Source organism: Acidocella aminolytica 101 = DSM 11237 (assembly GCF_900129125.1).
In the GTDB taxonomy this organism is placed as follows: domain Bacteria; phylum Pseudomonadota; class Alphaproteobacteria; order Acetobacterales; family Acetobacteraceae; genus Acidocella; species Acidocella aminolytica.
The window spans coordinates 121,885-145,925 of the sequence record NZ_FQVJ01000001.1; the positions used below are offsets into that span (position 1 = coordinate 121,885).

Annotated in this window: 19 protein-coding genes; 11 read left to right on the plus strand and 8 right to left on the minus strand. The window is 56.8% G+C overall.

Going from position 1 to position 24,041, the window contains the following annotated elements:
- Positions 1–21 precede the first annotated feature (21 nt).
- From BUB54_RS00555 to BUB54_RS00570, 4 genes are all read right to left on the minus strand, one after another.
- Entirely contained in the window at positions 22–882 is an 861-nt protein-coding gene (locus BUB54_RS00555; protein WP_048879256.1) for an ABC transporter permease, read from the minus strand.
- 165 nt (positions 883–1,047) lie between these two features.
- A complete protein-coding gene (locus BUB54_RS00560; RefSeq protein ID WP_048879255.1) occupies positions 1,048–2,310 on the minus strand; it encodes a quaternary amine ABC transporter ATP-binding protein in 1,263 nt (420 codons plus the stop codon).
- Positions 2,311–3,294: 984 nt separating this feature from the next.
- The gene (locus BUB54_RS00565; RefSeq protein ID WP_048879254.1) at positions 3,295–3,528 is read right to left on the minus strand and encodes a glycerophosphodiester phosphodiesterase family protein; all 234 of its coding nucleotides are present in this window, start codon (positions 3,526–3,528) and stop codon (positions 3,295–3,297) included.
- 70 nt (positions 3,529–3,598) lie between these two features.
- A complete protein-coding gene (locus tag BUB54_RS00570) occupies positions 3,599–4,522 on the minus strand; it encodes a LysR family transcriptional regulator (protein ID WP_048879253.1) in 924 nt (307 codons plus the stop codon).
- A 99-nt stretch (positions 4,523–4,621) separates the two neighbouring features.
- Here BUB54_RS00570 and BUB54_RS00575 point away from each other — a divergent pair, with 99 nt between their 5' ends.
- From BUB54_RS00575 to glcF, 9 genes are all read left to right on the plus strand, one after another.
- Positions 4,622–5,779: an iron-containing alcohol dehydrogenase gene (locus BUB54_RS00575; RefSeq protein ID WP_048879252.1), complete on the plus strand. Its 1,158-nt coding sequence runs from the start codon at positions 4,622–4,624 to the stop codon at positions 5,777–5,779.
- A 182-nt stretch (positions 5,780–5,961) separates the two neighbouring features.
- The gene (locus tag BUB54_RS00580; RefSeq protein ID WP_048879251.1) at positions 5,962–7,215 is read left to right on the plus strand and encodes an ABC transporter substrate-binding protein; all 1,254 of its coding nucleotides are present in this window, start codon (positions 5,962–5,964) and stop codon (positions 7,213–7,215) included.
- Between the two features lie 117 nt (positions 7,216–7,332).
- A complete protein-coding gene (locus BUB54_RS00585; RefSeq protein WP_048879250.1) occupies positions 7,333–8,202 on the plus strand; it encodes a branched-chain amino acid ABC transporter permease in 870 nt (289 codons plus the stop codon).
- Complete coding sequence (locus BUB54_RS00590) at positions 8,199–9,176, plus strand: branched-chain amino acid ABC transporter permease (RefSeq protein WP_048879249.1); 978 nt, start codon at positions 8,199–8,201, stop codon at positions 9,174–9,176. The genes BUB54_RS00585 and BUB54_RS00590 overlap by 4 nt, the downstream gene beginning before the upstream one ends.
- Positions 9,176–9,940 (plus strand): ABC transporter ATP-binding protein, encoded by a 765-nt coding sequence (locus tag BUB54_RS00595; RefSeq protein ID WP_048879248.1) that lies wholly within the window; start codon positions 9,176–9,178, stop codon positions 9,938–9,940. The genes BUB54_RS00590 and BUB54_RS00595 overlap by 1 nt, the downstream gene beginning before the upstream one ends.
- The gene (locus tag BUB54_RS00600; RefSeq protein ID WP_048879247.1) at positions 9,937–10,647 is read left to right on the plus strand and encodes an ABC transporter ATP-binding protein; all 711 of its coding nucleotides are present in this window, start codon (positions 9,937–9,939) and stop codon (positions 10,645–10,647) included. The genes BUB54_RS00595 and BUB54_RS00600 overlap by 4 nt, the downstream gene beginning before the upstream one ends.
- 22 nt (positions 10,648–10,669) lie before the next feature.
- Complete coding sequence (locus BUB54_RS00605) at positions 10,670–12,163, plus strand: FAD-linked oxidase C-terminal domain-containing protein (RefSeq protein ID WP_048879246.1); 1,494 nt, start codon at positions 10,670–10,672, stop codon at positions 12,161–12,163.
- A 3-nt stretch (positions 12,164–12,166) separates the two neighbouring features.
- Positions 12,167–13,303 carry a glycolate oxidase subunit GlcE gene (gene glcE / locus BUB54_RS00610; RefSeq protein WP_048879245.1) on the plus strand — a complete coding sequence of 379 codons (1,137 nt, stop codon included), beginning with the start codon at positions 12,167–12,169 and terminating at the stop codon, positions 13,301–13,303.
- Positions 13,293–14,591: a glycolate oxidase subunit GlcF gene (gene glcF / locus BUB54_RS00615; protein WP_048879244.1), complete on the plus strand. Its 1,299-nt coding sequence runs from the start codon at positions 13,293–13,295 to the stop codon at positions 14,589–14,591. Before glcE ends, glcF begins: the two co-directional genes overlap by 11 nt.
- A 126-nt stretch (positions 14,592–14,717) precedes the next feature.
- On the opposite strand, the gene BUB54_RS00620 is transcribed toward glcF, so the two are convergent.
- The 3 genes from BUB54_RS00620 to BUB54_RS00630 all read right to left on the minus strand — a co-directional run bounded on the left by BUB54_RS00620 (position 14,718) and on the right by BUB54_RS00630 (position 21,393).
- Positions 14,718–15,188 carry a YMGG-like glycine zipper-containing protein gene (locus tag BUB54_RS00620; RefSeq protein ID WP_052948383.1) on the minus strand — a complete coding sequence of 157 codons (471 nt, stop codon included), beginning with the start codon at positions 15,186–15,188 and terminating at the stop codon, positions 14,718–14,720.
- 30 nt (positions 15,189–15,218) lie between these two features.
- Positions 15,219–20,390: a Hint domain-containing protein gene (locus BUB54_RS00625; RefSeq protein WP_048879243.1), complete on the minus strand. Its 5,172-nt coding sequence runs from the start codon at positions 20,388–20,390 to the stop codon at positions 15,219–15,221.
- A gap of 148 nt (positions 20,391–20,538) precedes the next feature.
- Positions 20,539–21,393, minus strand: coding sequence for a MurR/RpiR family transcriptional regulator (locus tag BUB54_RS00630; protein WP_048879242.1), 855 nt, complete (start codon positions 21,391–21,393; stop codon positions 20,539–20,541).
- A gap of 211 nt (positions 21,394–21,604) precedes the next feature.
- On the opposite strand from BUB54_RS00630, the gene BUB54_RS00635 reads away from it, so the two are divergent.
- Together BUB54_RS00635 and BUB54_RS00640 are read left to right on the plus strand one after the other, a co-directional pair.
- Complete coding sequence (locus BUB54_RS00635) at positions 21,605–23,098, plus strand: CoA-acylating methylmalonate-semialdehyde dehydrogenase (RefSeq protein ID WP_048879241.1); 1,494 nt, start codon at positions 21,605–21,607, stop codon at positions 23,096–23,098.
- Between the two features lie 103 nt (positions 23,099–23,201).
- Positions 23,202–23,393 carry a YqaE/Pmp3 family membrane protein gene (locus BUB54_RS00640; protein ID WP_048879240.1) on the plus strand — a complete coding sequence of 64 codons (192 nt, stop codon included), beginning with the start codon at positions 23,202–23,204 and terminating at the stop codon, positions 23,391–23,393.
- Positions 23,394–23,397: 4 nt separating this feature from the next.
- Here BUB54_RS00640 and BUB54_RS00645 read toward each other — a convergent pair whose 3' ends face one another.
- The gene (locus BUB54_RS00645) at positions 23,398–23,958 is read right to left on the minus strand and encodes a cytochrome b (protein WP_048879239.1); all 561 of its coding nucleotides are present in this window, start codon (positions 23,956–23,958) and stop codon (positions 23,398–23,400) included.
- Positions 23,959–24,041 lie beyond the last annotated feature (83 nt).

Consider the following 24,041-nt stretch of genomic DNA (forward strand, 5'->3'; position numbering starts at 1 on the left):
CAATAAAGTGGCGTCTTTGCATTATCGTTTCTCCTTAATAGTTGGCCCCAGGGCTTGGGTCATGCGGTCCAACAGAACCGCTAGAATTACCACGCACAAACCGCCAACAAAGCCTTTGCCGACATCAAGTTGCGTGATTCCTTGTAACACGACATTTCCTAGACCGCCCGCACCGATCATCGCGGAGATAACAACCATCGAAAGGCCAAGCATGATCGATTGGTTGATGCCAGCCATAATCGATGGCAGAGCGCTGGGAAGCTGAACTTTTACCAGGAGCTGCCAAGATGTGGCACCAAATGAGTGCGTTGCTTCAACCAACTCTCCCGGCACTTGCCGGATGCCAAGAGCAGTCAGACGAATGAGCGGCGGCAGCGCGAAAATGGTGGTTGAGATAACACCAGGAACAAGCCCCAAGCCAAAGAAGATCACGGCCGGGACAAGATATACGAAGGCGGGCATGGTCTGCATGACGTCCAGAACAGGACGCAGCATCCGTTCGAACATCCGCGAGTTTGCGCTAGCGATGCCAAGCGGGATACCAATAATCAGCACCAGAAATTCAGCGGCAAGAACCAGCGCCAGCGTCTCAATCAGCGCATGCCAATAGCTGAGATTCCAGACCAGGGCCAAACCGATAATGGCGAATAGCGCCATCCCCCATCCCGATGCTTTACGCGGACTAAAGGCAAGCAAAGCCAGAAGAGCGACAATTACAATGAAAATGGCTGGTGGAATCCAAAGCAACCCAGATTGCAGCGCACCGATCAACTGCTGGATGGTATTGGAAATAGAGTCGAAAACACCGCCATAGCTCTGGGTCAGTGCGTTTACGCCGTTACTAACCCAATGCCCGATTGGTAATGGCTTGTCGAATTGCATCGCAGTCATCCTTTCGGCAGGCGCCTACCGCCTATAGAAAATATTTACCTCCACCGAAGCCGCATTATAGGGCTGAACGGTTGATCTACCTAATTATAATAGACACCTAATTGAATTTGCTTGAGATCTGCGAGGTAAAGCAAATGTGGCCAGATTGTTTTCGGCTTACCCAGGAGATGGTTCGCTGGATGAAAGATCGCTTGCTAATGCTGGTTCTGAATCAGCAATTTGCGCTTCACCCTGGGCCAGAACGGCGAGAACAGTGCTTTTATCAACCACGCCAGTGACGCGCTGTCGAGAATCGAGAATAACCAGCGGCGAGCCTTCTGCGTTGATACGTTGGATAACATCAGCCAAAGTCATATCTGGCGTGCCGGTTGGCAAAGGAATGAAGCTATTCGGATCAAGCTGATTATTATCGCGCTGCACGCTAATGTCAGCGAGGCGGACATAGCCGGACAAATGCCTGGCATTATCAACGACTAGCAGCCCACCAAAGCCGCTGCGTTCCATTTTACGCAGCACGGCGCGGGCGGAGTCCTTTGGATTTGCGGCGACACGCAAAGGCTGCATGATCTGTGCGGCCGTTAACACGCGGGTACGGTCAGCCCCTTCAACAAACGCGGAAACGTAGTCATCAGCCGGGTTTGCGAGAATTTCCTGAGGTGTACCGACCTGAACAAGGCGGCCGTCACGCAAAATAGCAATCCGCGTGCCAATTTTGATGGCTTCATCAAGGTCATGAGAGACAAAGACAATGGTTTTACCTAGCTTGTCTTGAATCTCAAGCAAATCATCCTGAAGCTGACTACGAATCAGCGGATCAAGCGCGCTGAATGCTTCGTCCATCAGCAGAATTTCCGGGTCTGCTGCCAATGCACGCGCCAAGCCGACGCGCTGCTGCATACCGCCTGACAACTCGAAAGCATGTTTTTGCTCGTAGCCAGATAAGCCAACCGTTTCAATGACTTGCATCGCACGGGCTTCTCGTTCCGATTTAGATACGCCTTGGATTTCAAGCCCGAATGCCACATTCCCAAGAACGGTGCGGTGGGGCAAGAGAGCGAAGCTTTGGAAAACCATACCGAACTTACGCCGCCGCAAGGAACGGAGCTGTCCCGCGCCCATTGCGGTAACATCTTCACCGTCGATAAAGACACGGCCGGAATTAGGTTCAAGCAAGCGATTAATCAGGCGCAGCAACGTGGACTTGCCGCTGCCTGACAGCCCCATAATGACAAAAATCTCACCAGCATGAATATCAAGCGACACGTCATGAACGCCGACGACAACGCCGGTGTCCTGCTGCACTTGTTGTTTGCCGATTCCGGCTTCAAGCTGCCTTAAAGCCTTGGTCGAATTTTTTCCAAAAATACGACTGACTTTTTCAAGGCGGATTCTGGGTGAGTTTTCGTTACTGCGATGCATCCTTGCTACTGCTAAAATTAAAAATTTTTTTATAATTATGATTTGTGATGCGACTTGTCAACCGCTGTTTAAAATTTTCTAAAAAAATTAAACGCTTTCTTTTGTTTTGTAGTATTTTTTGATTACTATTATGCACAGATCAAAAACGAACAACAATGATTTTATGGTAGGAAATTTCGATGTGAATATATAATGTATATTTTCGTCTGCTGGGCGCGCCAAATGTTGTTGCGTTGTGTTGTGTTAATGAAATGGCGAAAATTCTGGATAGCGAATTGTATGTTGTTTAAGTATGTCATGACAATTTCACATGGTGTTTGACTTCAGATTCGTGGAGCCATGATGAATCCAGGAGGGCCTGTTGGCATTTGTACTCGTGCTAGGATACTTTTGACTCTGTCTGGATAGTTGGAAGGTAAGCTATTGACGCGGAACTCGATCATACGAGAGTGTCGGTGACCTCTTTCATCGTTCAAGTGATTATCCTTAGGTCCGCCTTTTTTTCTTCCGGTGCATCCGCTTCTTGCAGTGTTTCATGCGATGGTACGCAAAATGGTCGCGCCTCTGCTAGCTACGATAAGGGGTATATTCGGGAGAATGTCGGTGAAGAACTTCGATAAATCGGTTTTACCGAGTCAAATTTCATAATTTACGGTGGTTTCCGGATCGGTTAGGAGACCGTCTCGCAAGTTTGGTTTTATCGCCATGACAGAAACCAAAACGCTCCAATCAAAAGAATAGTGGAATGTCTTTACTACGGTGTTGGCGTTTTCCAGCGTGCGAGAAGCTTTTTGGCGGAAGCAAGGCTTCCCGGATATTTGGAAGATTCCCGAGTTCAAAGAGGATATCGAGAGGTGATCGGCATTCCATGACAGCAGGAAAAATTGGAATTCTTGCCCCGTTTTTCGCTTGTTACGCCATATAGCGTGTCGTGTAGCTGGACACAGGACGAAGCCTGCCGACATTATAAGATAAGGCTCGCTTCTAGGTCGGGTTTTTAATCAGAGGTGCATTCTTGCCAACATAAGCGCCTTTTGAATCTCGGACGGCATCTGGATTAAGCCGAGGATCGTGGTGTACGATAACGATGCCACCAGCTGTGATGGCGATGTCAAATTCAACGCTTGTCAGACCAAGGTATTGCATGAAGGTAAAGGCTGGCAGCGTGCTCTCAGGCCGTCTTCCACGCGCGCCACGGTGTTCAAAGGCTGCGATCATAAAATATATTCCTGGATCTGCCTCTGATATAATATATCAGTGCCACAAGAAAACGGATATTCTATGGTTTCTATCTCGGTTTTGTAAGATAGTGTTCACCAAGAAAAACTGTCTTGGCGAGAGCGGCTTCCTTTCGGATAAAATTAAGTGCAAGCCGAACATTTCTGCTGGCGGCAATATCCGTATGCACGGCTGTCCAGTAGGTACGCCGCAGGGACAGGCTATGCGGCAAAATAGGCACAAGTTCTTTTCTATGACAGGCGATAAAAGCCGGGAGAATACATAATCCGTATCCGGCGCAAGCGGCTTCCATTTGTGCATGCAGGCTGGAACATTGCAGGCGGGCGCGCAGGTTTGGCTCCACTTCATTCAAATAGTCCAGCCCGCGCGTGAAAACGAGTTCGTCGATATAGCCGGTGAAATCGTGCTTCTTCAGGTCCTGAGCGGAATTTATAAGCGGCTTCGAGCGGAGATATGTTTCGGTACCGAACACGAAGAGTCGGTAGTCCGTTAGTTTTTCCAGCACGAGTTTCCGGGTGTCTGGTGGGGATAATGTAATGATGATGTCAGTGTCCCGTCGGGACATTGCAATCACCTGCTGAATGGTCAGCAATTCGACAGACAAGCGGGGGTGTTTGACAGCAAAATGGCTCAACCGCTTGGCTAGAAAAAAATTGCCAATTCCCTCCAGCGCGCTGATCTTAACAATGCCGCTGGCCCCTTGATTGCGGCCCCCGAGTTGTTCTTCCAGCTTCCCGGCCTCTGCTTCTATTCGTCCCGCATTTTCCAGCAGCCGCTCACCTTGGCGGGTGAGGCTGTAGCCGCGCGCGTTGCGGACAAAGAGCTGGGTATCCAAAGCCACCTCCAGGGCGCTGATGCGCCTTGCTACGGTTGCGTGATCGGCAGCCGTCATGCGTCCCGCCTGAGAGATGGTCCCAGCCCGCGCCACCGCCAGAAAATAGCGTAAGTCATTCCAATCAAAAGAATTTTTCATATGTGCAATCCTGCACAGAGTATGCTCGACATTTCCTGTACTCTCGCAAAGATGTTCGGGGTAAGACAAGGGCAACAAAACACTGAAAAAGGAGGAAAAATGTCAGCGCTTACCCTCCCTCGGATGATTCGTGTTGGCGGTGGCGTTCTTGCTGAGGCGGGACAGGCTGTTGCGTTGCTGTCAATCAAGCGTCTGGCGATTATTACGGACAAATATCTCTTAACCACCGGAGCCGTTGACCGGCTGCAAGGTGTGCTGGCGGCCCAGGGCATTGAAACACTTGTGTTTTCCGACACAGTACCGGACCCAACCAGCGATTGCGTGGATGCGGCGACCTGTTTTGTGCGCGCAGGCGGCTGTGATGGCGTGATTGGGTTTGGCGGCGGAAGTCCCATTGATACGGCCAAGGCAGCGGCGGTTTTGGCAGTGCGCCAAGGCAAAATGCGCGATTTAAAGGCGCCTCACCAAGAAGATAACCCGGCTTTGCCCATCATAGCGATTCCCACAACGGCGGGCACGGGCTCTGAAGCCACGCGCTTCACAATTGTCACGGATACTGAAACTGACGAAAAAATGCTTTGTGCCGGGCTGGCGTATCTGCCGGTTCTGTCGATTGTGGATTACGAACTGACTTTGACCATGCCCCCCCGCCTGACGGCTGACACGGGGATTGATGCGTTGACGCACGCAATCGAGGCTTATGTCTCCCGCTTAGCGAATCCTTTTTCAGACGCGATGGCTCTTTCGGCCATGCGGGCAATCTGGCCGTGGCTACCGAAAGCCTATCATGAGCCCGGAAACCGCACCGCGCGTGAACATGTTATGTTTGGCGCCCTGCAGGCCGGGATTGCTTTCTCCAATGCCTCGGTCGGTCTGGTGCATGGCATGAGCCGCCCAATTGGCGCGCATTTTCATGTTGCGCATGGGCTCTCCAATGCGATGCTGCTGCCGGCTGTCACGCGCTGGTCCATTAAAGGGCATGAGGCGCGCTATGCGGATTGTGCCAGGACCATGGGAATCGCCACTGCTGATGCTGAGAACGCTCAAGCGGCCGCATGGCTTGTGGAGGCCTTGCGGGCTTTGAACCAGGAGCTCGCCGTGCCGGGGCCGCGCCAATATGGCCTTGATGGGGAACGCTGGCGGAGCTTGCGGCCGTTAATGGCGGAACAGGCACTGGCTTCGGGCTCGCCGGGCAATAACCCTCGCGTGCCTGATGCGGCGCAAATTATTGCGATCTATGATGAGGTATGGGGGTAGAAACTGTCTCTCCGGCAAATGCCGGTAAATGGTCCTTTGAGGATGTTCACAAGGGTTTCATTAGTTGTTTCCTTTGTTTTGCTGGAGAGTTGTTGACAAGGCTGAGTGATCAGAAGAACATCTCACAGAGGGCCGACGACCAAAGATAACAATGGCTTGCAGAAAAATGGAGGACGAACCTTATGGTTTTCAAGAATACCGCGTCCCTGAATCGACGGAACCTTTTGCGCGCGGGGGCAGCTGCAGGGGTTTCCAGCCTAGCCATGCCGGAAGTGAGCTGGGCGCAAAGTGAAAAAACGGTTAAAATCGGCAACATAGACCCCCGTACCGGCACTTATGCCGCGTTGGGCGGCAACCAGATTCGCGGCGCCACTATGGCCGTTGATGAAATTAACAAGAAAGGCGGTATTCTCGGCCGCCCCGTGCAGCTTCTTGTTGAGGACTCGCAAGGTCTGCCGGGCCCGGCGGTTAGTAAGGCACAAAAGCTGGTCAATCAGGACAAGGTGAATTTCCTGATGGGGTCGGTGAGTTCCGCCGTTTCGGGGTCTCTCAGCCAGTTTGCCAATCAGCATGATCTGGTTTTTGTTGATTCGGGCGGACACGCTGATGCGATCACCGGCAAGAAATGCACCTGGAACACCTTCCGCACCTGCTCCACAACCTGGATGCTCACGGCAGGCGATTTTGAGCCGTTGTTCAAAAAATTCGGCAAGAAGTGGTTTTTTATCACGCCGGATTATGCGTTTGGCCACGCGCTCTACACTGACTATGTCGCGCAGCTTACCAAGGCGGGTGGCACGGCATTGGGCAATGCGCTGGCGCCGCTAGGCACTACGGACTTCTCCTCTTACCTGATCCAGGCGCGCGCCGCGAAACCTGACGTGCTGATCTGTTTGCAGGCGGGTGACGATCTCGTGAATCTGCTGAAGCAGACGGTACAGTTCGGCATGAATACGCAGATGACCGTCGCTGGCGCAATGCAGGAGATGGAAGTTCTGGAGGCTCTGCCGCCTGCCGCCTTGCTTGGCTGGTGGACGTTTGAGTGGTATTGGAACCAGCCCAACGTGCCGCATGTCGCGGATTTCGTGAAGGCTTACAAGTCGCGCTACAATAACAAGGTGCCGACGGCGCGGTCTTGGTTCGGCTACGCCACCGCTCATGCGCTGGCGCTTGCCGCCAATCAGGCGAAGTCGCTTGATGCCTTGAAGGTAGTGCGCGCGTTGGAAGGACTGGAGCTGCCGCCTGAAGTCGCGCTGCAGCCGGGCAAGTGCTATTACCGGGCGCAAGATCACCAGATGATTGCCAATATGTTCCCTGGCTATGTGCCCAAGGATGCATCTTACCCGAACCTCTTTGACGTATCCCAGACAATTCCGGGCGGTGACATCGCTAAATCGCCGGAAGAGGCAGGTTGTAAGATGGCCTATCCGAGCTGATCTGTTTGCTCCAACGGATGGAGCTGGCCGTGGCGAAGCCATTGCCAGCTCCATCCGTATCGCACGGTCCTATCGTAAACCAGCGCTGTGAGCGCTCAAGAAAAGTGAAGAAAAACCGTGGAATCCCTGCTTTTATACAGCGTGTTCAACGGGTTGGTTGTCGGCATTTTCTATGCGCTCATGGCGCTGGGGTTGTCGCTGATCCTCGGGTTGAATGGCGTCATCAATTTTGCCCATGGCACGTTCATGGCATTGGGCGGTTATATCGCTTTCACCATTGAGCCTTATGTCGGGTTTTGGGGAAGTCTTATTGTCGCGCCGCTCTTAACCGTTATCCTAGGGCTCGCGGTTGAGCGTGTGCTGATCCGGCCGCTTTATGGCCGTGACCCGCTTTTCTCATTGTTGCTGACATTTGGTCTGGCAATGATTATGGAAGATCTGATCCGCACCATCTGGGGCGCTGTTGGGCGGCCGTTTGTTTTGCCGGGCTATCTTAATGCGCCCTTGAGCAACACGTTCTTCTTTCTCACCGGTTATCGCGTGGTACTGATCCTGATCACCATTGTGGTCACCGGAGCTTTGTTCGCGGTATTGCGTTACAGCCGCATCGGCATCCGTATCCGCGCTGGCAATGCTGATCTTGAGACGATTTCTGCCATGGGCGTGAACATCTTCTTCTTGCGCGCGGCGAATTTCGGCATTGGCATCTTCCTGGCCGGTGTGGCGGGCATTCTGGCGGCGGGGCAGTTGGGTCTGTCGCCCTCCATCGGGTCTTCGCTGATCATGCCGTCTTTCGTGGCGATCATTGTGGGCGGTGTGGGCAGCTTGGTCGGCAGTGTGCTTGGCGGGCTGATCATCGGCATTGCTTCTGGCATCACCGCCGCGTTTTTCCCTGTCGCACAGGAGGTCGTGATTTATGTGATCATGGCGATTGTGCTGGTCATCCGGCCTCGCGGCCTGCTGGGTCAAGAAGGATTGTTTGAATGAGCACTTCAATTGACGCCAAGCTTGCCTTGAACCGAAAATCCGGCGGCCGTGTTGTCGCCGCCATGGTCATCTGGGTTGTGCTGCTGTTTGTGCCGTTCTGGCTGCCTATGATTGGTGGCTATACGGATCTGGCCACACGCGCTTTGATCTACGCCATTGCCGCCTCCGGGCTGAACTTGTTGCTGGGCTATACGGGCGGCCTGTCCTTTGGCCATGCGGCCTATTTCGGGTTGGGGGCGTATGGCGCGGGGCTCTGTCTTATCCACATCGCGCCCTCCGTGCCCCTGGCCATTCTTGGCGGCACGGTGCTGGGTGGCATTGCCGGCATTCTCGTCGGCCCGATGGCTATGAAGCGCAAGGGCATCTATTTCGCCATGATCACCATTGCATTTGGCCAGATGTTCTATTTCATCGCGGTCCGCTGGAACAGCCTAACCGGCGGTGAGGACGGCCTGACCGGCTTCTCCCGCGTGCCGCTGCATATTGGCGGCGAGGCCATCAAGCTTGGCCCGGAGCGGTTCTATTATCTGGTGCTGGTGCTGTTTGCACTGGTGATGGCGATTATCTGGCAGATTTTGCGCTCACCGCTGGGCCACAGCTTTGTGGCGGTGCGTGAAAACACAACCCGTCTGCGTTTTCTGGGCGTCGCGGTGGATAAGCAAATCTGGGTGGCCTTTGCCATCTCCACTTTTATTGTGGCGTTGGCAGGCACACTGAACGCGCTGCTCACGGGCTTTGCCTCGCCTGATAACCTCGGCTGGCAGCTTTCCGGGTCTTTCGTGGTGATTTGCGTGCTGGGGGGGATGCGCAGCTTCTGGGGACCGTTTCTGGGGGCGGTGATCTTCATTGTTGCGCAGGATTATCTCTCCAGCGTCACGCAGAACTGGATGAGCTTCATCGGACTTATCTTCGTGCTCGCGGTGCTGTTCTTCCCGCAAGGGCTGCTCGGCTTCATTAAGGGGAGGGGACGCTAATGAGCTTCCTGAAGCTGGACAATGTCGGCCGCCGCTTCGGCGCCTTGCAGGCGTTGAAGGATATCTCGATCTCAGTCGAGCAGGGTGAGTTGCGTGCGGTTATCGGTCCCAACGGGGCAGGCAAAACCACGCTGTTCAATCTAATCAGCGGGTTCTTCCCGCCCACTGAAGGGTCCATCAGCTTTGCCGGCCAGCCCATTACGGCCGTCAGCCCCAACGCGTTGGTCAGGCGCGGTATCATCCGGACCTTCCAGATCACGCAGGTTTTCCTCTCGCTCACGGTTTATGAAAATCTGCGCGTTGCGGTGGAAACAGCGATGGGGTTGCAGCTCCGCCCCTGGATCTCACGCGCAACACGTGCCCAGGTGGAAGCCAAGGTGGAGGAGTTGGCGGACATCATCCGCATCACCCCGAAGCTCGACCGCATTGTGGGGGAGATGTCACACGGGGATCAGCGCGTGGTGGAGGTGGGTATTGCTCTCTCCCGGCATCCCAAGCTTCTGCTGCTGGATGAACCCACGGCTGGTATGGGAGACCAGGAAACTCATCACATGACTGACCTGATCCGCCGCCTGAACAAGGAGCAGGGCATCACCATCCTGTTCGTGGAGCATGATATGGCGATCGTCTTCGGGATCGCAGATAAGATCACCGTGCTTGATAACGGCACCATGCTGGCGGAAGGCACTGCGGCTGAAATCTCAGCCAATCCGCGTGTTCAGTCCGCTTATCTTGGTAACGCGCTTGAGGAGACTGCCGTATGAGCGCTGTTCTCAATGTTGAAGGCCTCCATACCTACTATGGAAAGAGCCATATTCTGCATGGTGTTTCACTGAAGGTGGAGGAGGGCGAGTTGGTTGCCCTTCTAGGGCGTAACGGGGCGGGTAAAACCACCACCATGCGCAGCGTCATGAGCCTGACCCCTCCAAAATCCGGCAGTGTGAAGCTGTTTGGCAAGGATCTCACCCGCGCCTCGCCGCATAAAATCGCCGTGTCCGGAGTGGGGTATGTGCCGGAGGGGCGTAAGATTTTCGGCCACATGACCGTGCATGAAAATCTGCAGGTCCCGCCTGATACCAGCGGCCCGTGGACGATCGAGACGATCTACGAGCTGTTTCCCCGCTTGTATGAACGCCGCACCAGCAAAGGCGGGCGTCTTTCCGGCGGCGAGCAGGAGATGCTGGCGATCGCCCGCGCCCTGCTGCTGAACCCGAAGCTGCTGATCCTAGACGAACCTTCGCAAGGGCTTGCCCCGGTGATCGTGCAGGAGGTGATGCGCACCATTGCCCGCATGAAGAAAGAGGGCATGTCCGTGCTGTTGGTGGAGCAAAACGCCATGCTGGCGCTGCAACTTGCCGACCGTGCTTATGTGCTTTCCGATGGCGAAATGGTATATGATGGCTCTGCTGATGAACTGAGAGCTGACAAGGCGCGTATGGAGGCTTTGGCGGGCGTCAGTCACACCGCTTAGCCTTGGCTTTGGAGACGTTGGAATGTCCTTGAAAATGCCCCTGCCGGACCAGAGGGTGCTCGCCCGGCGGGATGAAATTATAACCACCCTGCGCCGGATCGTGCCGGGTGAAGGTGTTATCGATCAGCCGCATGAACTGCGGCCTTTTGAGTCAGACGGCCTCACCGCTTATCGCCAGCCGCCAATGGTGGTGGTGTTGCCTGAAACGGTGGAGCAGGTGGCGACGATTTTGGCGTATTGCCACAAAAACAACGTTAAGGTGGTGCCGCGCGGGTCCGGCACCTCGCTCTCCGGCGGGGCGCTGCCTTTGGCGGATGCCGTTTTGCTCGGAATGGGCAAGTTCAACCGTGTGCTGGAAGTTGATTATGAGGACCGGCTGGCCGTGGTGCAGCCGGGCGTGACCAACCTTGCCATCACCAAGGCTGTGGAGGGGGAGGGGTTTTATTACGCCCCTGACCCGTCTAGCCAGATTGCATGTTCCATCGGCGGCAATGTCGCGGAAAATTCCGGCGGGGTGCACTGCCTGAAATACGGCCTCACCACCAATAATGTCCTCGGCGTGGAGTTTGTGACGATGGAGGGCGAGATTCTGCGTATCGGTGGCAAGGCGCTGGATGCGCCGGGGCTGGACCTGCTGGGGATTATTGTCGGATCCGAGGGGCTGCTGGGCGTGGTAACAGAAGTCACCGTGCGGATTTTGCCCAAGCCCGAGACCGCGCGCGCCTTGCTCATCGGTTTTCCTACTGTGGAATCAGCAGGACAATGCGTGGCGGATACCATCGCGGCGGGCATCATTCCGGCGGGGATGGAGATGATGGACAGGCCCGCCATTCACGCGGCTGAAGCCTTCGTGAAAGTTGGCTACCCGCTGGATGTCGAGGCGCTGCTCATCGTTGAGCTGGACGGTCCAGGGGCGGAGTGCGATCATCTCATCGGAGAAGTTGAGGCCATTGCCCGCAAAAATGGCGCGGTCACGTTGCGCGCCTCGCGGGATGAGGCGGAGCGTCTTGCCTTCTGGGCCGGGCGTAAGGCGGCCTTCCCGGCGGTGGGGCGGCTTTCGCCAGATTATTACTGTATGGACGGCACAATCCCGCGCGGCAAATTGCCGCGTGTGCTGCAGCGTATGAATGAGCTGTCCGCGCACTATGGCCTCGGCGTGGCCAATGTGTTCCACGCAGGAGATGGCAATTTACACCCGTTGATTCTCTACGATGCCAATAAGCCCGGCGAGTTAGAACGTGCCGAGGATTTCGGCGCTGACATTCTGCGCCTTTGTGTGGAGGTGGGTGGCGTGCTCACCGGTGAACATGGGGTAGGGGTGGAGAAACGGGATCTGATGCCGGATATGTTTTCTGAAGGTGATTTACGTCAGCAGCAACGGTTGAAATGCGCGTTTGACCCTGAATTGCTGCTCAACCCCGGCAAGGTGTTCCCCAGCCTGCATCGCTGCGCCGAGCTTGGGCGCATGCATGTGCATCGCGGTCAGTTGCCGTTTCCTGAATTGCCGCGTTTCTAAGCCATGGCCCAGCATCAACCACAAAATACCGATGAGATCTGTGGCATTGTCTCCGACGCCCTGACAAGTGGGGGCAAGCTGGAAATTATTGGCGGCGGCACTCGCGTTGATTTCGGCGCGCCTGAGCGCATGGCGGATCATCTCAGCCTGCGGGCACTTTCCGGCATCCTGGAATATGACCCGGCGGAGCTGGTGGTCACGGCCCGCGCCGGTACGCCATTGGCTGAGTTGAACGAGGTTGTGGCGGCACGTGGCCAGGCTTTTGCGTTTGAACCCTGGGGTGATGCGACATCCACCATTGGCGGCGTAATCGCGGCGGGCGTGGCGGGCCCGCGTCGAGTGTCGGCCGGAAGCGTGCGCGATCATCTCTTGGGGTTCGAGGCTGTTTCCGGCCGGGGCGAAGCATTCCGGGCTGGGGCCAAGGTGGTGAAGAATGTCACCGGCTACGACCTGCCAAAATTGCTCTGCGGTTCCTGGGGGCGGTTGGCGGTGTTGACGGAAGTGACGTTGAAAGTCCTGCCGTGCCCGCCTGAGCGCCTAACCTTGCTCTGGCACGGGCTGGAGGACGAAGCGGCTTTCGCATTGATGCGTGAAGCCTTGCGTCAACCCGCTGATGTCGCGGCGGCCGCGCATCGCCCAGGCGAATATACGCTTATCCGTCTGGATGGCTTCGGCCCCTCCATTGCCGCGCGCAAGGCGCATCTCATCGCCGCACTGGCGCAGCATGGCCCGCCCGAAGCCTTGCATGAAGCTGATGCGGCAACGCTCTGGGCCAGCCTGCAAGCCGGTGGAGCTTTACCGCGGGATTTGCCCCTTTGGCGCCTCAGTCTGCCGCCGCGTCAGGCGTTTGCAGCCATCGCGCCCTTATGTGCCCTAGGCGGGCGTTACCTCGCGGATTGGGCGGGCGGTTTGGTTTGGCTGAGCCTCGCGGGCCATGATGCGGAAATACGCAAACAGGCGGCGGAGGCAGGCGGTCACGCAGCCTTGTTCCGGGCATCGGCTAATTTACGCGCCCGCATCCCCGCGCTGCACCCGCAATCGCCCGGTATTGAAGCGCTGTCCCGCCGTGTGCGCCGCGCCTTCGACCCTCTGGGGGTGTTCGAGACCAACCGCTTCTTGGACGAACCAAATGCAGACTGATTTCACTCCCGCCCAGCTTGCGGACCCGAATATGGCGGCCTCTGAGGCCGTTATCCGCAAATGTGTCCATTGTGGCTTCTGCACCGCCACTTGCCCGACCTACACGCTGTTGGGCAATGAGCTGGATTCCCCGCGCGGGCGCATCTACCTCATCAAGGACATGCTGGAGAATGAGCGCACCCCGAGTGAGGAGGTAGTGAAGCATATCGATCGTTGCCTCTCTTGCCTCTCCTGCATGACCACGTGTCCCTCCGGCGTAAACTATATGCATTTGGTGGACCATGCGCGTGCTTATATCGAGACACGTTACCGCCGCCCCTGGCCTGAGCGGGTTTTGCGCGCCACCGTAGCGGCGATCTTGCCGAAGCCTGAACGCTTCCGCGCAGCCCTGAAAGTGGCGCGTCTGGCGCAACCTGTCGCGCCACTTCTGCAAGGGGTGAAGCCCCTGCGCGCCGCTGCTGCCATGCTGAAGCTGGCGCCCGCCACTCTGCCCCCCAAGGCCGCGGTGACCACGGCCAACGCATCAGGAGAACGCGGGCGGGTGGTGCTAATGCAAGGCTGTGCCGAGCCGGTGCTACGCCCAGAGATCCGCGCCGCCACGGTGCGGCTGCTGGAGCGGTGCGGCTATCAGGTCAGCTTCGCGGCGGGTGAGGAATGTTGCGGCGCGTTAACGCATCATATGGGCAAGGAGAAAGCGGCACTTCAATCAGTCCGCCGCAATGTGGAAGCCTGGACGCGTGAGATTGAAAAGGGCCTTGAAGCCATTGTCATCACCGCATCCGGCTGTGGCACCACTGTCAAGGATTACGGCTACATGCTGCGGGACGATCCGACCTATGCTGACAAGGCCGCGAAAGTTTCCGCGCTCGCCAAGGACATAAGCGAAGTTCTGGAAGCCGCGGGCCTGCCGGAACGCGCAGGACATAAGACGCTTACTGTTGCGTATCATCCGCCTTGTTCCATCCAGCACGGGCAGAAACTCACCACCGGGCCGCAGAATTTGCTGCGCGCGGCTGGATTTAATGTGCGTTTGCCGATGGACGCGCATCTCTGCTGTGGGTCAGCAGGTACCTACAATATTTTCCAGCCTGAGATTGCCACCCAGCTCGGCACCCGCAAAGCGGAGACCTTGGCCAACTTGAGCCCGGATGTGATCGCCACCGGCAATATCGGCTGCGCGGTGCAGATCAGCCAGCATACGGGGGTGCCGGTGGTGCATATCGTTGAACTTTTGGATTGGGCGACCGGTGGCCCGGCTCCTGCGGCACTAGAGTCTCAGCCGGGATAACCGGCCCTGATTCCCGCTAATTTGCAGTGATGCTAAAATCGTCAGGCGTCGCCATACAGAAGTTTAGCAGGGGAAGCGCCCAAGTCTGAGGATGAAATGTCAGGCTTGGGCGGATGATTCAGAGCTTTATGAGCCGTGGTAAACGTTGCCGTAGCTGGTCATGCACTGCACATAATTGATATTATATTGCTGTTGCATGTTTTGTTCAGACTTGTTGCTTCCCAGAGCAGCGGCGCCGCCGCCCAGCAACAAGCCGGACCCAGCGCCAATGGCCGCGCCCATGCCTGCATTGCCCGCTGCTGCCCCCAGCAACGCTCCTGCCGCGGTGCCGATCACGGTGCCGCCAACCGCCTTGGTGGTGGCGGAGCTCTTGGCCTGCTGGGCCGCGCTGTTCAGGTTCTGGCTGGCGATCTGGCGGCAATAGGCATCCTGCTGCTGGAATTCGGCTGGCGTTACTTTCTTGCCGGGCGTGACAAGAACGGTCGGCCCGGTTGGAGTCGGTACAGCGCAACCCGCCAAGGCCAGGGAAGCAACCAGCGCGCTACCGATGGCCGTGCCACGTACAAAACGGCGCGACTTGTTCATGCTCATATCCATGATAACTCCTCCTTAAACCCCAAGGCGGGGTTAAAAAATTCTGCCAGACCGGTTCGTGTCCGGCAACAGGGGGTGCACGGTCTCCACGGGCTGTAAGGCGCGTGAAAGCGCCATGATAACAGCTTTCTGCGAGAAATGCTCGCGCAACAAGGCACGGCCCTCGGTCACATGAACAGCGCTTTGCGGGGTATTGTTGTAAAGGGCCAGAATTTTATCCGCGAATGAGCGGGCTTCTCCGCCGATGGCCTCAGCCAGAACGGGCGTACAGGGCAGCCCTTCCGCCGCAACTGGGCTCATCACGCAAGGCACCCCGTATGCCCACGCCTCAAGTACTTTCCCTTTGATGCCAGCGCCGAACCGTAGCGGCGCCACGGCCAGTCGGGCTTGGGTATAGAGCGGGTCAAGATCCGCGACATAGCCGCGCAAATCTACGCCGCGATCCTTCAAACGCGCGGTGATGCCGGACGGAATGCCTGCTCCCACCACAGTGAGTTGAATACCGGGCTGCTCTGCCTGGACAAGTGGCATGACCTGTTCCACCAGCCAGATCAGCCCGTCAAGATTTGGTTCATGCGCAAAATGTCCAACAAAGATTAGTCCGGACCTGCCGCGCGCCGGGGCTGCCTTCGATTGCACCCGCACCCCCCAGGGCGCCACATGGATCAAGTGTTCATTAAGCCCAGCTTGGGCCAGAAAGGCGGCCTCGGCGTTGGAATGGGTGATGACGGCGCTGGCCTGTGCCATTGCCGCTAGTTCCTGCTGGCGCATATGCCGTGCCGCGCGGCTGACCTCCGGCCTGTTTTGTACCTTGGCCTGCCGTGCCAGACGCAAATGGTGTAGGTCCGCGACGCTATAGAGAATTTTAGCGCGCGGCTGATAATGACCGGCCAGAGCAATATAAGGAGCCGCCACGGAGATGCGGTGCAGATAAATCAACTCGAACTGCCCGGCCTGACGGGCCAGCGCTTCTTCGATCGAGGTAATTGCGGGAGAGGTCAGGCAGGTAATGTCAAGCGCTTCCGGCTGGGCGATGGCGGCTGAATCTGTCATGGCGCCGGTTTTCGCGATGAAAGACACATGCCAGCCGAGCTTCTGCAAAGCCCGCATGTGCGAGACAATGGCCTGTGCGCCCGCATTGCGGTCTGGGCGTGGCCAGGCGTCGTCAATCACCAAAGCGCGCCGGGCTGGTTGTCTGGAGGTCTGGCCGCGCTGTTTACGCATGGGGCCGGCTTGTGCCAGCAGGCTGGCATGGCGTTGCTTGGTCTGCTCTGTTTCCTCTGTCAGCATGGCGAGCAGGTTCTGCGTCTGGGCCGCATTGCCAGCCCGGGAGGTGGCAATGCGTAATTGGGCCTGCAAGCTGTGTAAGGCGGCCTCATCCGCGCCAGTGACGGGCATGATACGCGAGGGCGCGCTGGAAAGCAGCATGCCGTTGCTTTTAGCGCGGACCGTGATGGCATGGGGCAGATGTGCCTCCAGCGGGCGGGCGAAAGGCAGATGGAAGCCGTGCCAGCCGTTGCCAATTCCCGCTTCAGCCAGATCCGCGCGGAATTCATTGGCCAGAACCGTGCCGATGAGCGCGCCGTTATCTAGTATCTCCAGCTCCACGGGCGTCTGGCTGTCACCTCTAATCCAGGCCCAGCCTCGAACTCCAACCAAAGAGGCGTCGTCGATCACGCCATGCATTTCAGCCATGGGAGACATAACGGCTTGCGGCGCACGCGCCAAAATGCGCCGTTGAATGGCGGTAAGGCGGCGTCCACCTTCAAGCATGGGGGCGCAGAACGCCCATTGTGCGCGCCTATCTTGCGGGTAAAGTGTCGAGAATTCCTCTGCGTTGTGGAACATGCTCCGGTTGCCGCAATCAACGAAGCTTTCAGTCGCGGTCCCCTCCGCGAAGATGATATCGTGGGTTTCGAGTTCGACATGGAAATAGTCGATCCGTTCCCGCCCTTCCACGACGGCGACATTGCGGCCATTGACCAGATGTTTCGCCTGAACCAGCCGCCGGTCGAGATACATGGCGTGTTCTGGCGACACATAAAGGTCGCGTTCCGGCATGTTCTCGCCCAGGGCTCCGGCGCTAATGCGGATGGGCCAGACATTACGGTTGACCGCCGCGAAGGCACCCAGATAGCTGCGTTTACCAATCCATTTAATAGGTCTGAACACGCCAGAAAGCGTCTTGACCCGGTCGCCGATCCGCAATGTTTCAACACGCATCGCGCCCGTATCAGTCAAAATGCGAGTGCCGGGGCAAAAGCAGGGTGTGCCGGTTTCTATCAGTGTCAGCACGTTACTTTGCTGGCTTAATTGAGCCCCAAGGCTGACCGTGCCGGCACTGGTATTCGTGACGGCCTGATAATCCTGCATCGTGATATTGTAGGTACCGGGATTTAGGTTGAGCGACGTATTGGTTTGCCATTCACCGTCGATGTTGGCCGTAGCGGTTGTGGTGGTTACCACCGTGTTGTTGCTGGAAATTGTAATGACAACAAAATCCTCGCCATTCACCAGATTGGTGTTGCTGGAAATCCAGGACGCTACGCTGGTTGTCGTGCTGTTTTCGCCTGTCCAGGCAAAGGCCAGATTTTCCGCAGAGGATGTAATGGTATTGGAGACTAGGCTGGTCTGGCCCGCCAGCGCGGAGAACGTACCGTTCATTATCGTTCCCGCCACGGGAGCTGTTAGCACAGCCGCGCTCGACAGGCCGCTTGAAGCGACATTCTCAACCATCAGGGCGGGGTTGCTGGCCATGCCGTCAGAGCCGGCCATGTTATAGGTCAGATAGCTCGTATATTGCGGCGCCGTTGTGCCACTTTCACCGTTCACTGTGCCCAGCCCATCAATCCCGGCAGCGTTTGACTGGTTGGTATAGCTGGGGTTTTCAATCAGCACCTGGCTGGTGGCGGTGCCGTATGAAACATCAGAGCCAGGCAAGGAAGAAATTGAAATATCGCCGCTGTTGACGGAGGCGCCTGTCACGATACCGCCTGTCAAGGTCACATCCGTCAGCGTCGCACCGACGATTGAGCTGCTTGAGACGGTTGTGCCGCCGGTAATCTGAGTCGAGCCATTGGTAACAATCATTCCTGCCGTGACAGTTCCAGTCGTGATGCTGCCCGAAGACAAGGAGAAGCCATCCAATGAAGAGCCGGAGATCGTGCCGTCGGTCAGTGTGCCGCCATTCACGGTCTGGTTATCGATCGTGAAATTATAGAGGGAACCGTCGATCAGGCCGGTAGTGGCTGAGGTGCCGCTGCTGAGCGTGACATCGTTGATTATGACGCCATTGACCTCGACGGAGCTGATAGTGCCGCCCAATACAGTCCAGGTGCCGCCGGAGCCGCCCGCCAGTGTCGCATTGGTGATGGTGCCGGTGATTGTTCCGCTTTCGACCGAGGCGTTGACACTTGTATTAATGAGAGTGGGGGCGTTGATGCTGGCGCCCGTATAGCTACTGATCGTGGTTGAGGAGACATAGTTCGAGGTCAGATACAGATTGTAGGTTTTACTGGCACCGCTTAGCTCTTCCGTGACCTTGTACCAGGAGACCGCGCTGTTGCCGGTGTCCGCGGCAATGGGCAGGCCGCTGATTGTCAGTTGCCCGGTGGCCCCGGCCGTGCCCGCGGCCGTTGCCTCGAAGGAGATTGTGCCGTTCGTGGTGGTTTTGCTAATGTCCCAAACATGCCAGAGGCCGCCGTTGCTGGCGCCGTCCAGCGTGACATTGGTGAAGGTTGGCGTACCGAGGCCATCCGAGGTCATGATGCCGAGCACGATGGTGGCGTCCGGGTTTAGCACCACGCCTGGATTTTTGCCGCCGCCAGTTACAAAATCCAATGCGATCGATGCGTTGCCGATCACCGTGTCCGATGCATAAGTCCCGCTGGCAGGCACCACAACATTGTTGATCGTGGGGGTGGTGTAGCCGGTTGGGGTATCACTCGCGCCAAAAACGGTCAGGCCAATCGTCGAGACATCAGTGCTGGTCCCTGGTTCCGCCAAAGAAAGGAGCGGTCCGCCAGCAGTATAGGCAGCGGTTTGGGCGTCGGAATAGCCGTAGCCGTAGGAGTTGGAGTTATTGCCTATGACCGCTGCGTAACCATTATAAGTGTAACCGCTCACCACTGTGCCAGTTAAATGCTGGCCAAAACCGTAAGTGGGATCCCAGTTATAGCTGTCGTTCAGATTAACGCTGGATGCGGTGATCTGATTGTTCACCGGCGTGCCGGAGGTGCCGTAATAACCGGCATTGAAACCAACGACCATTTGCCGCAGCACCGTTCCCCATTGGTCGTTTGCGCCGGTATTGATGGAGGTATAGATTGTGCCGTTTTCCCAGATCGTTGCGTTTCCGTTGGTCTGGTAAATGCTGTTTTCAAGGTCCGTGGCGCTGATCTCGATGGTGCCGCGAATTTGGCTGCTGGATACGGGGTCTAACCAGAATGTGCCGCCATTGGTGCCGGACGCCCAGTTGACCGTGTACGCAAAATAACCGGCATTATGATAAACGTTATTGGCGTCAGTGGCGCCATTGAAAAAACCAGAGATCTCGATGCTGCCTGAGAGAGAACTGACAGCGGCGACGTAAGAGTCCCAGTTGCTGGCGGAGGTGGGTGGCTCCACGCTGGAGATGGAGTTGGCTAGTGGCCCCGATGTGTAAGTGGTGATGGTGCCGCCGGCGGTGCTGAGCTGGCTGATCAGGCTGTCACCGCTGATATTATAACCAACCGAGGCGCTTGAGCCGTTGGCATAGGTCACCCCCATGCCCATGGTCAGCCCGTATTCAACCACTGAGGTCAGGTTACCCGCATCCGTTGCGGTACCGCTTAGATTCAACTCGGCGGAATCATACCCAAAATCATAGGTCGCGGCATTGGTGGCGTTAATATCGCTTTGGGTGCTGATAATGCTGGGCAATGATGTGGTGCTGCTGCCATTCGCCTCGCTCTGGACCAGAATATACACTTTGCCGCTGACCATTGTATCGGGCAATGTGATGGGAATGCTCTCTCCTCCCAACGAGGAGGATATGGTCACGGAGGCGCCGTTATTCACCGTGCCGTTGGCAAGCAGCGTGGTCCAGGTGCCGACGGTGGAAGCGCTGTCAAAATAAACCGCATAGACTGAGGACGCGGTATCTCCCCCCTGCGTTAAGCTGTCGATCAGCGTATTGCTGAGCGTGACATCCAACGTGGTGGCCATGAGCGTTTTCTCCTGGTTTTACCCGGTTTCCCAGATGAGACTTGGTTTGTATCTCTTAATGGAAAATTTCTTGTAATGTAATGGTTTGGAAAGCCTGAACGGTCAACGAATTTATCTGTTTGCCCGAAGCCTTGCGGTCAGGGTCGGATCAGGCAGCTTCCAGCGCGCGGCGGCGTTCCGCGGTTGCGATGGCCAGAGACATGGCCAGTCCCATGGTGCCTGAAAGTGTACGAAAAGCTCCCAGATCAGCCTCCACCACTTCCAGCCAGGCTTGCGAGACGCTGGCAATGGGTGAGAATGCGGAATCCGTAATGGCCACAATCGGCACGCCCCTGTCTGCCGCCTTGGTGGCGATTTGCACGGTGGCGGGGGCGTAGGGTGTGAAGGTAATGGCCAGCAACGCATCCTGCGGCCCGGCGCTGCTGGCCTGCACGTCGATCATTCCGCCGACATTGTCGAGCAGCAGGTGCGGCATTCCGAGATTTCCGAACATATAGGAAAGATATGCCGAAACCGGAAACGCGCGTCGTTGCGCTAGCAGATAAATCATTCGTGCGCCGGCCAGAGTTGTGACGGCGTGGTCAAAGGCCGCAGGGGTCACGCTGCTGGTCAGTCTTGTGAGAGAATGCACGGAGATTTCAATCAGCCGTGTCAGCACCGGGGTGGAATCAGCGCCCTGGCCGGTTTCATCCTGAACCTTGGCCAGCCGTTCCTGATAATCGGGCCAACGTTCCCGTAAGCGTGCCCGCAACACTTGTTGAAGCTCCGAAAAGCCTGAATAGCCGAAGGTCTGGGCAAAGCGGACCAGGGCGGATGGCTGCACCCCTGCGGCGGCGGCCAGTTCCGCGATCGTGCCCAGAGCCATTTCATCCGGCCGGTCGAGCGTGAACTTCGCCACCTGGGCGAGACGCTTAGGCAGGTTGGCTTGGCGTTCGATCAACAGATCACGCAGGGAAGCGAAGCTGCTGGGGGCTTGGGGGGCGGTCGAGGCGGCGGTTTGCATGAGCAAGAGTGTAGAGGAGTTATGCTGGAAATAATAGAATAAAATTTCTAATTTTAGAATAAAAAGATAAGTGATCGGATATAAAACAGAATTTAAATTCTGCTATTGCAGTTAAAATGGAATTGGTGTTTCGTGCTGCCGCCGAATACGAAGTTCAGGGCGGTGCTGGTTCGTACTGCCCATTCATGGCTTGTGAGGATAGGAACGCCGCATGGAAACTCTTGGTCATTTTATAAACGGCAAGGCCGTGCCGGGTGCCGGTACGCGCACATTGGCCGTGTTCAACCCCGCCACAGGTGCGCAGAGCAAGCAGGTGGCAGTTGCCACGGCGGATGAGGTGAACAGCGCCATTGAAGCCGCCGCCGCGGCTTTCCCGGACTGGGCCGCCACCCCGCCGCTGCGCCGTGCGCGCGTGATGTTCCGCTTCAAGGACCTGCTTGAGCAACATGCTGATGAACTCGCTTCGCTCATTTCCTCCGAGCATGGCAAAGTGCATTCCGATGCCAAGGGGGAGGTCACTCGTGGGCTTGAGGTGGTGGAATTTGCCTGCGGTATCCCTGAGCTATTGAAGGGTGAGTTCACTGAGAATGTCGGCACCAATATCGACAGCTACAGCGTCCGTCAGGCCCTGGGGGTGTGCGCGGGTATTACCCCGTTCAACTTTCCGGCCATGGTGCCGATGTGGATGTTTCCCATGGCCATCGCCTGCGGCAATACCTTCATTCTGAAAATTTCTGAGAAAGTGCCTTCCGCCGCGCTACGTATGGCCGAACTGTTGAAGCAGGCCGGGCTGCCTGATGGCGTGTTTAACGTCGTGAATGGCGACAAGGATGTTGTGGACCAACTGCTGCATGACCCGCGCATCGCCGCCGTCAGCTTCGTCGGTTCCACGCCGATTGCCGAGTATGTTTACTCCACCGGCACTAAGGCGGGTAAGCGCGTGCAGGCGCTGGGCGGAGCCAAGAACCATCTGGTGATCATGCCGGATGCGAATCTGGACCAAGCCGTGGATGCGCTGATGGGCGCCGCATACGGTTCCGCCGGTGAGCGTTGCATGGCCGTTTCCGTTGCCGTGCCCATCGGGCCGATCGCCGAGCCGCTGATCGAGCGCATTACCGAGCGCGCGCGCGCCCTGAAGATCGGCCCGGGCACGGACAAAGAAGCGGAAATGGGCCCGCTGGTCACCGCGCAGCATAAGGCGAAGGTGGAAGGCTATATTGCCAAGGGCGTTGAGGAAGGCGCCACGCTGGTGCTGGATGGGCGCGGGCTGAAGCTCCAGGGCAATGAAGATGGCTATTTCACTGGCCCGACCTTGTTCGACAATGTCACGCCGGACATGAGCATCTACAAAGAGGAAATCTTTGGCCCGGTGCTGAGCGTTGTCCGCCAGAACAGCTTTGATGACGCGCTGGCGCTGGTGAACAAGCATGAATTTGGTAATGGCGCGGTGATCTACACCTCCGATGGCGACACTGCCCGCGCTTTCTCCAACGGTGTGCTGGCTGGCATGGTGGGCGTGAACGTGCCTATTCCGGTGCCGATGGCGTTCCATTCCTTCGGCGGTTGGAAGCGTTCCATTTTTGGTGACCATGCCATCCATGGGCGCGAGGGGGTGCGCTTCTATACCCGCATCAAGACTATCACCTCCCGTTGGCCGACCGGCATCCGCAAGGGCGCCGAGTTCGCCATGCCGACGATGAAGTAAGCTGTAAGATTTTAAACGTTATAAGAGGCGGTGCCGTTGGCGCCGCCTCTTTCTTTTTGTAAGCAAATTTGCCACGAGAACAGGGCATACCCTTGGAGGAACAATGCGCCTGATTCTTGCCTTGCTGCTGCCCTGGCTTCAGTTTTTCACGATTGGCCGGCCTTTTGCCGGGCTGATCTGCCTCATCTTGCAGGTTACGCTAATCGGCTGGATTCCCGCGGCCATCTGGTCCGTCTATGCGCTCAGCCAATACAAGACGGATCAGAAGATCGAAAAAGCGTTCGGTGGGCGGTAAGGCCTTAGCCGCGTTCGGGAAGCATCCGCCGCAGCACTCCGTCTTTCAGGACATAATGGTGAAATAAGGCTGCGGCGGCATGCAGGCCCGCCAGTATGATAATCCCCCAGGCCACGAAGTCATGCACCTGGTCTGTGTAGTAGCCCGTCGCCTTGGAGAATGCTCCAAAGGGGGAAGGGATCGTGAGGCCAAAAAAGCTGAGAGCCTGATTGTCTGTCCAGCGCGTGAAGAAACCAAGCGGAATTTCAGCGGCCAGCAGCACATACAGTAAATGATGCATCATCTTTGCAATGCGGCTCATATACCCATCCCCGTCATCAAAATGCGTGCGGCCAGGGCGCATGCGCCAGAACAGCCGCAGCACCAGCACGGCTGCGAGAATCAGTCCAAAGGACATATGCGACACGATCATCAGATGGCGCGTCGGGCGGGGGAAAAACCCCCAGAATTCAGCCAGGAGAAATTGTACGACCACGAGAAGTGCGGTCGCCCAGTGCAGGATAATGGTCAGCCTGTCATGCTGGCTATCCAGGGCCGATATGTCAGGCGCGGTATTTTGCTGCAAAACCAAGTCTCCAAACCTCGTGTGATGAGCGGCTTTTAAACCGCAAGCTGTTTGACCGGAACATGACGGCATCCTTACATGCG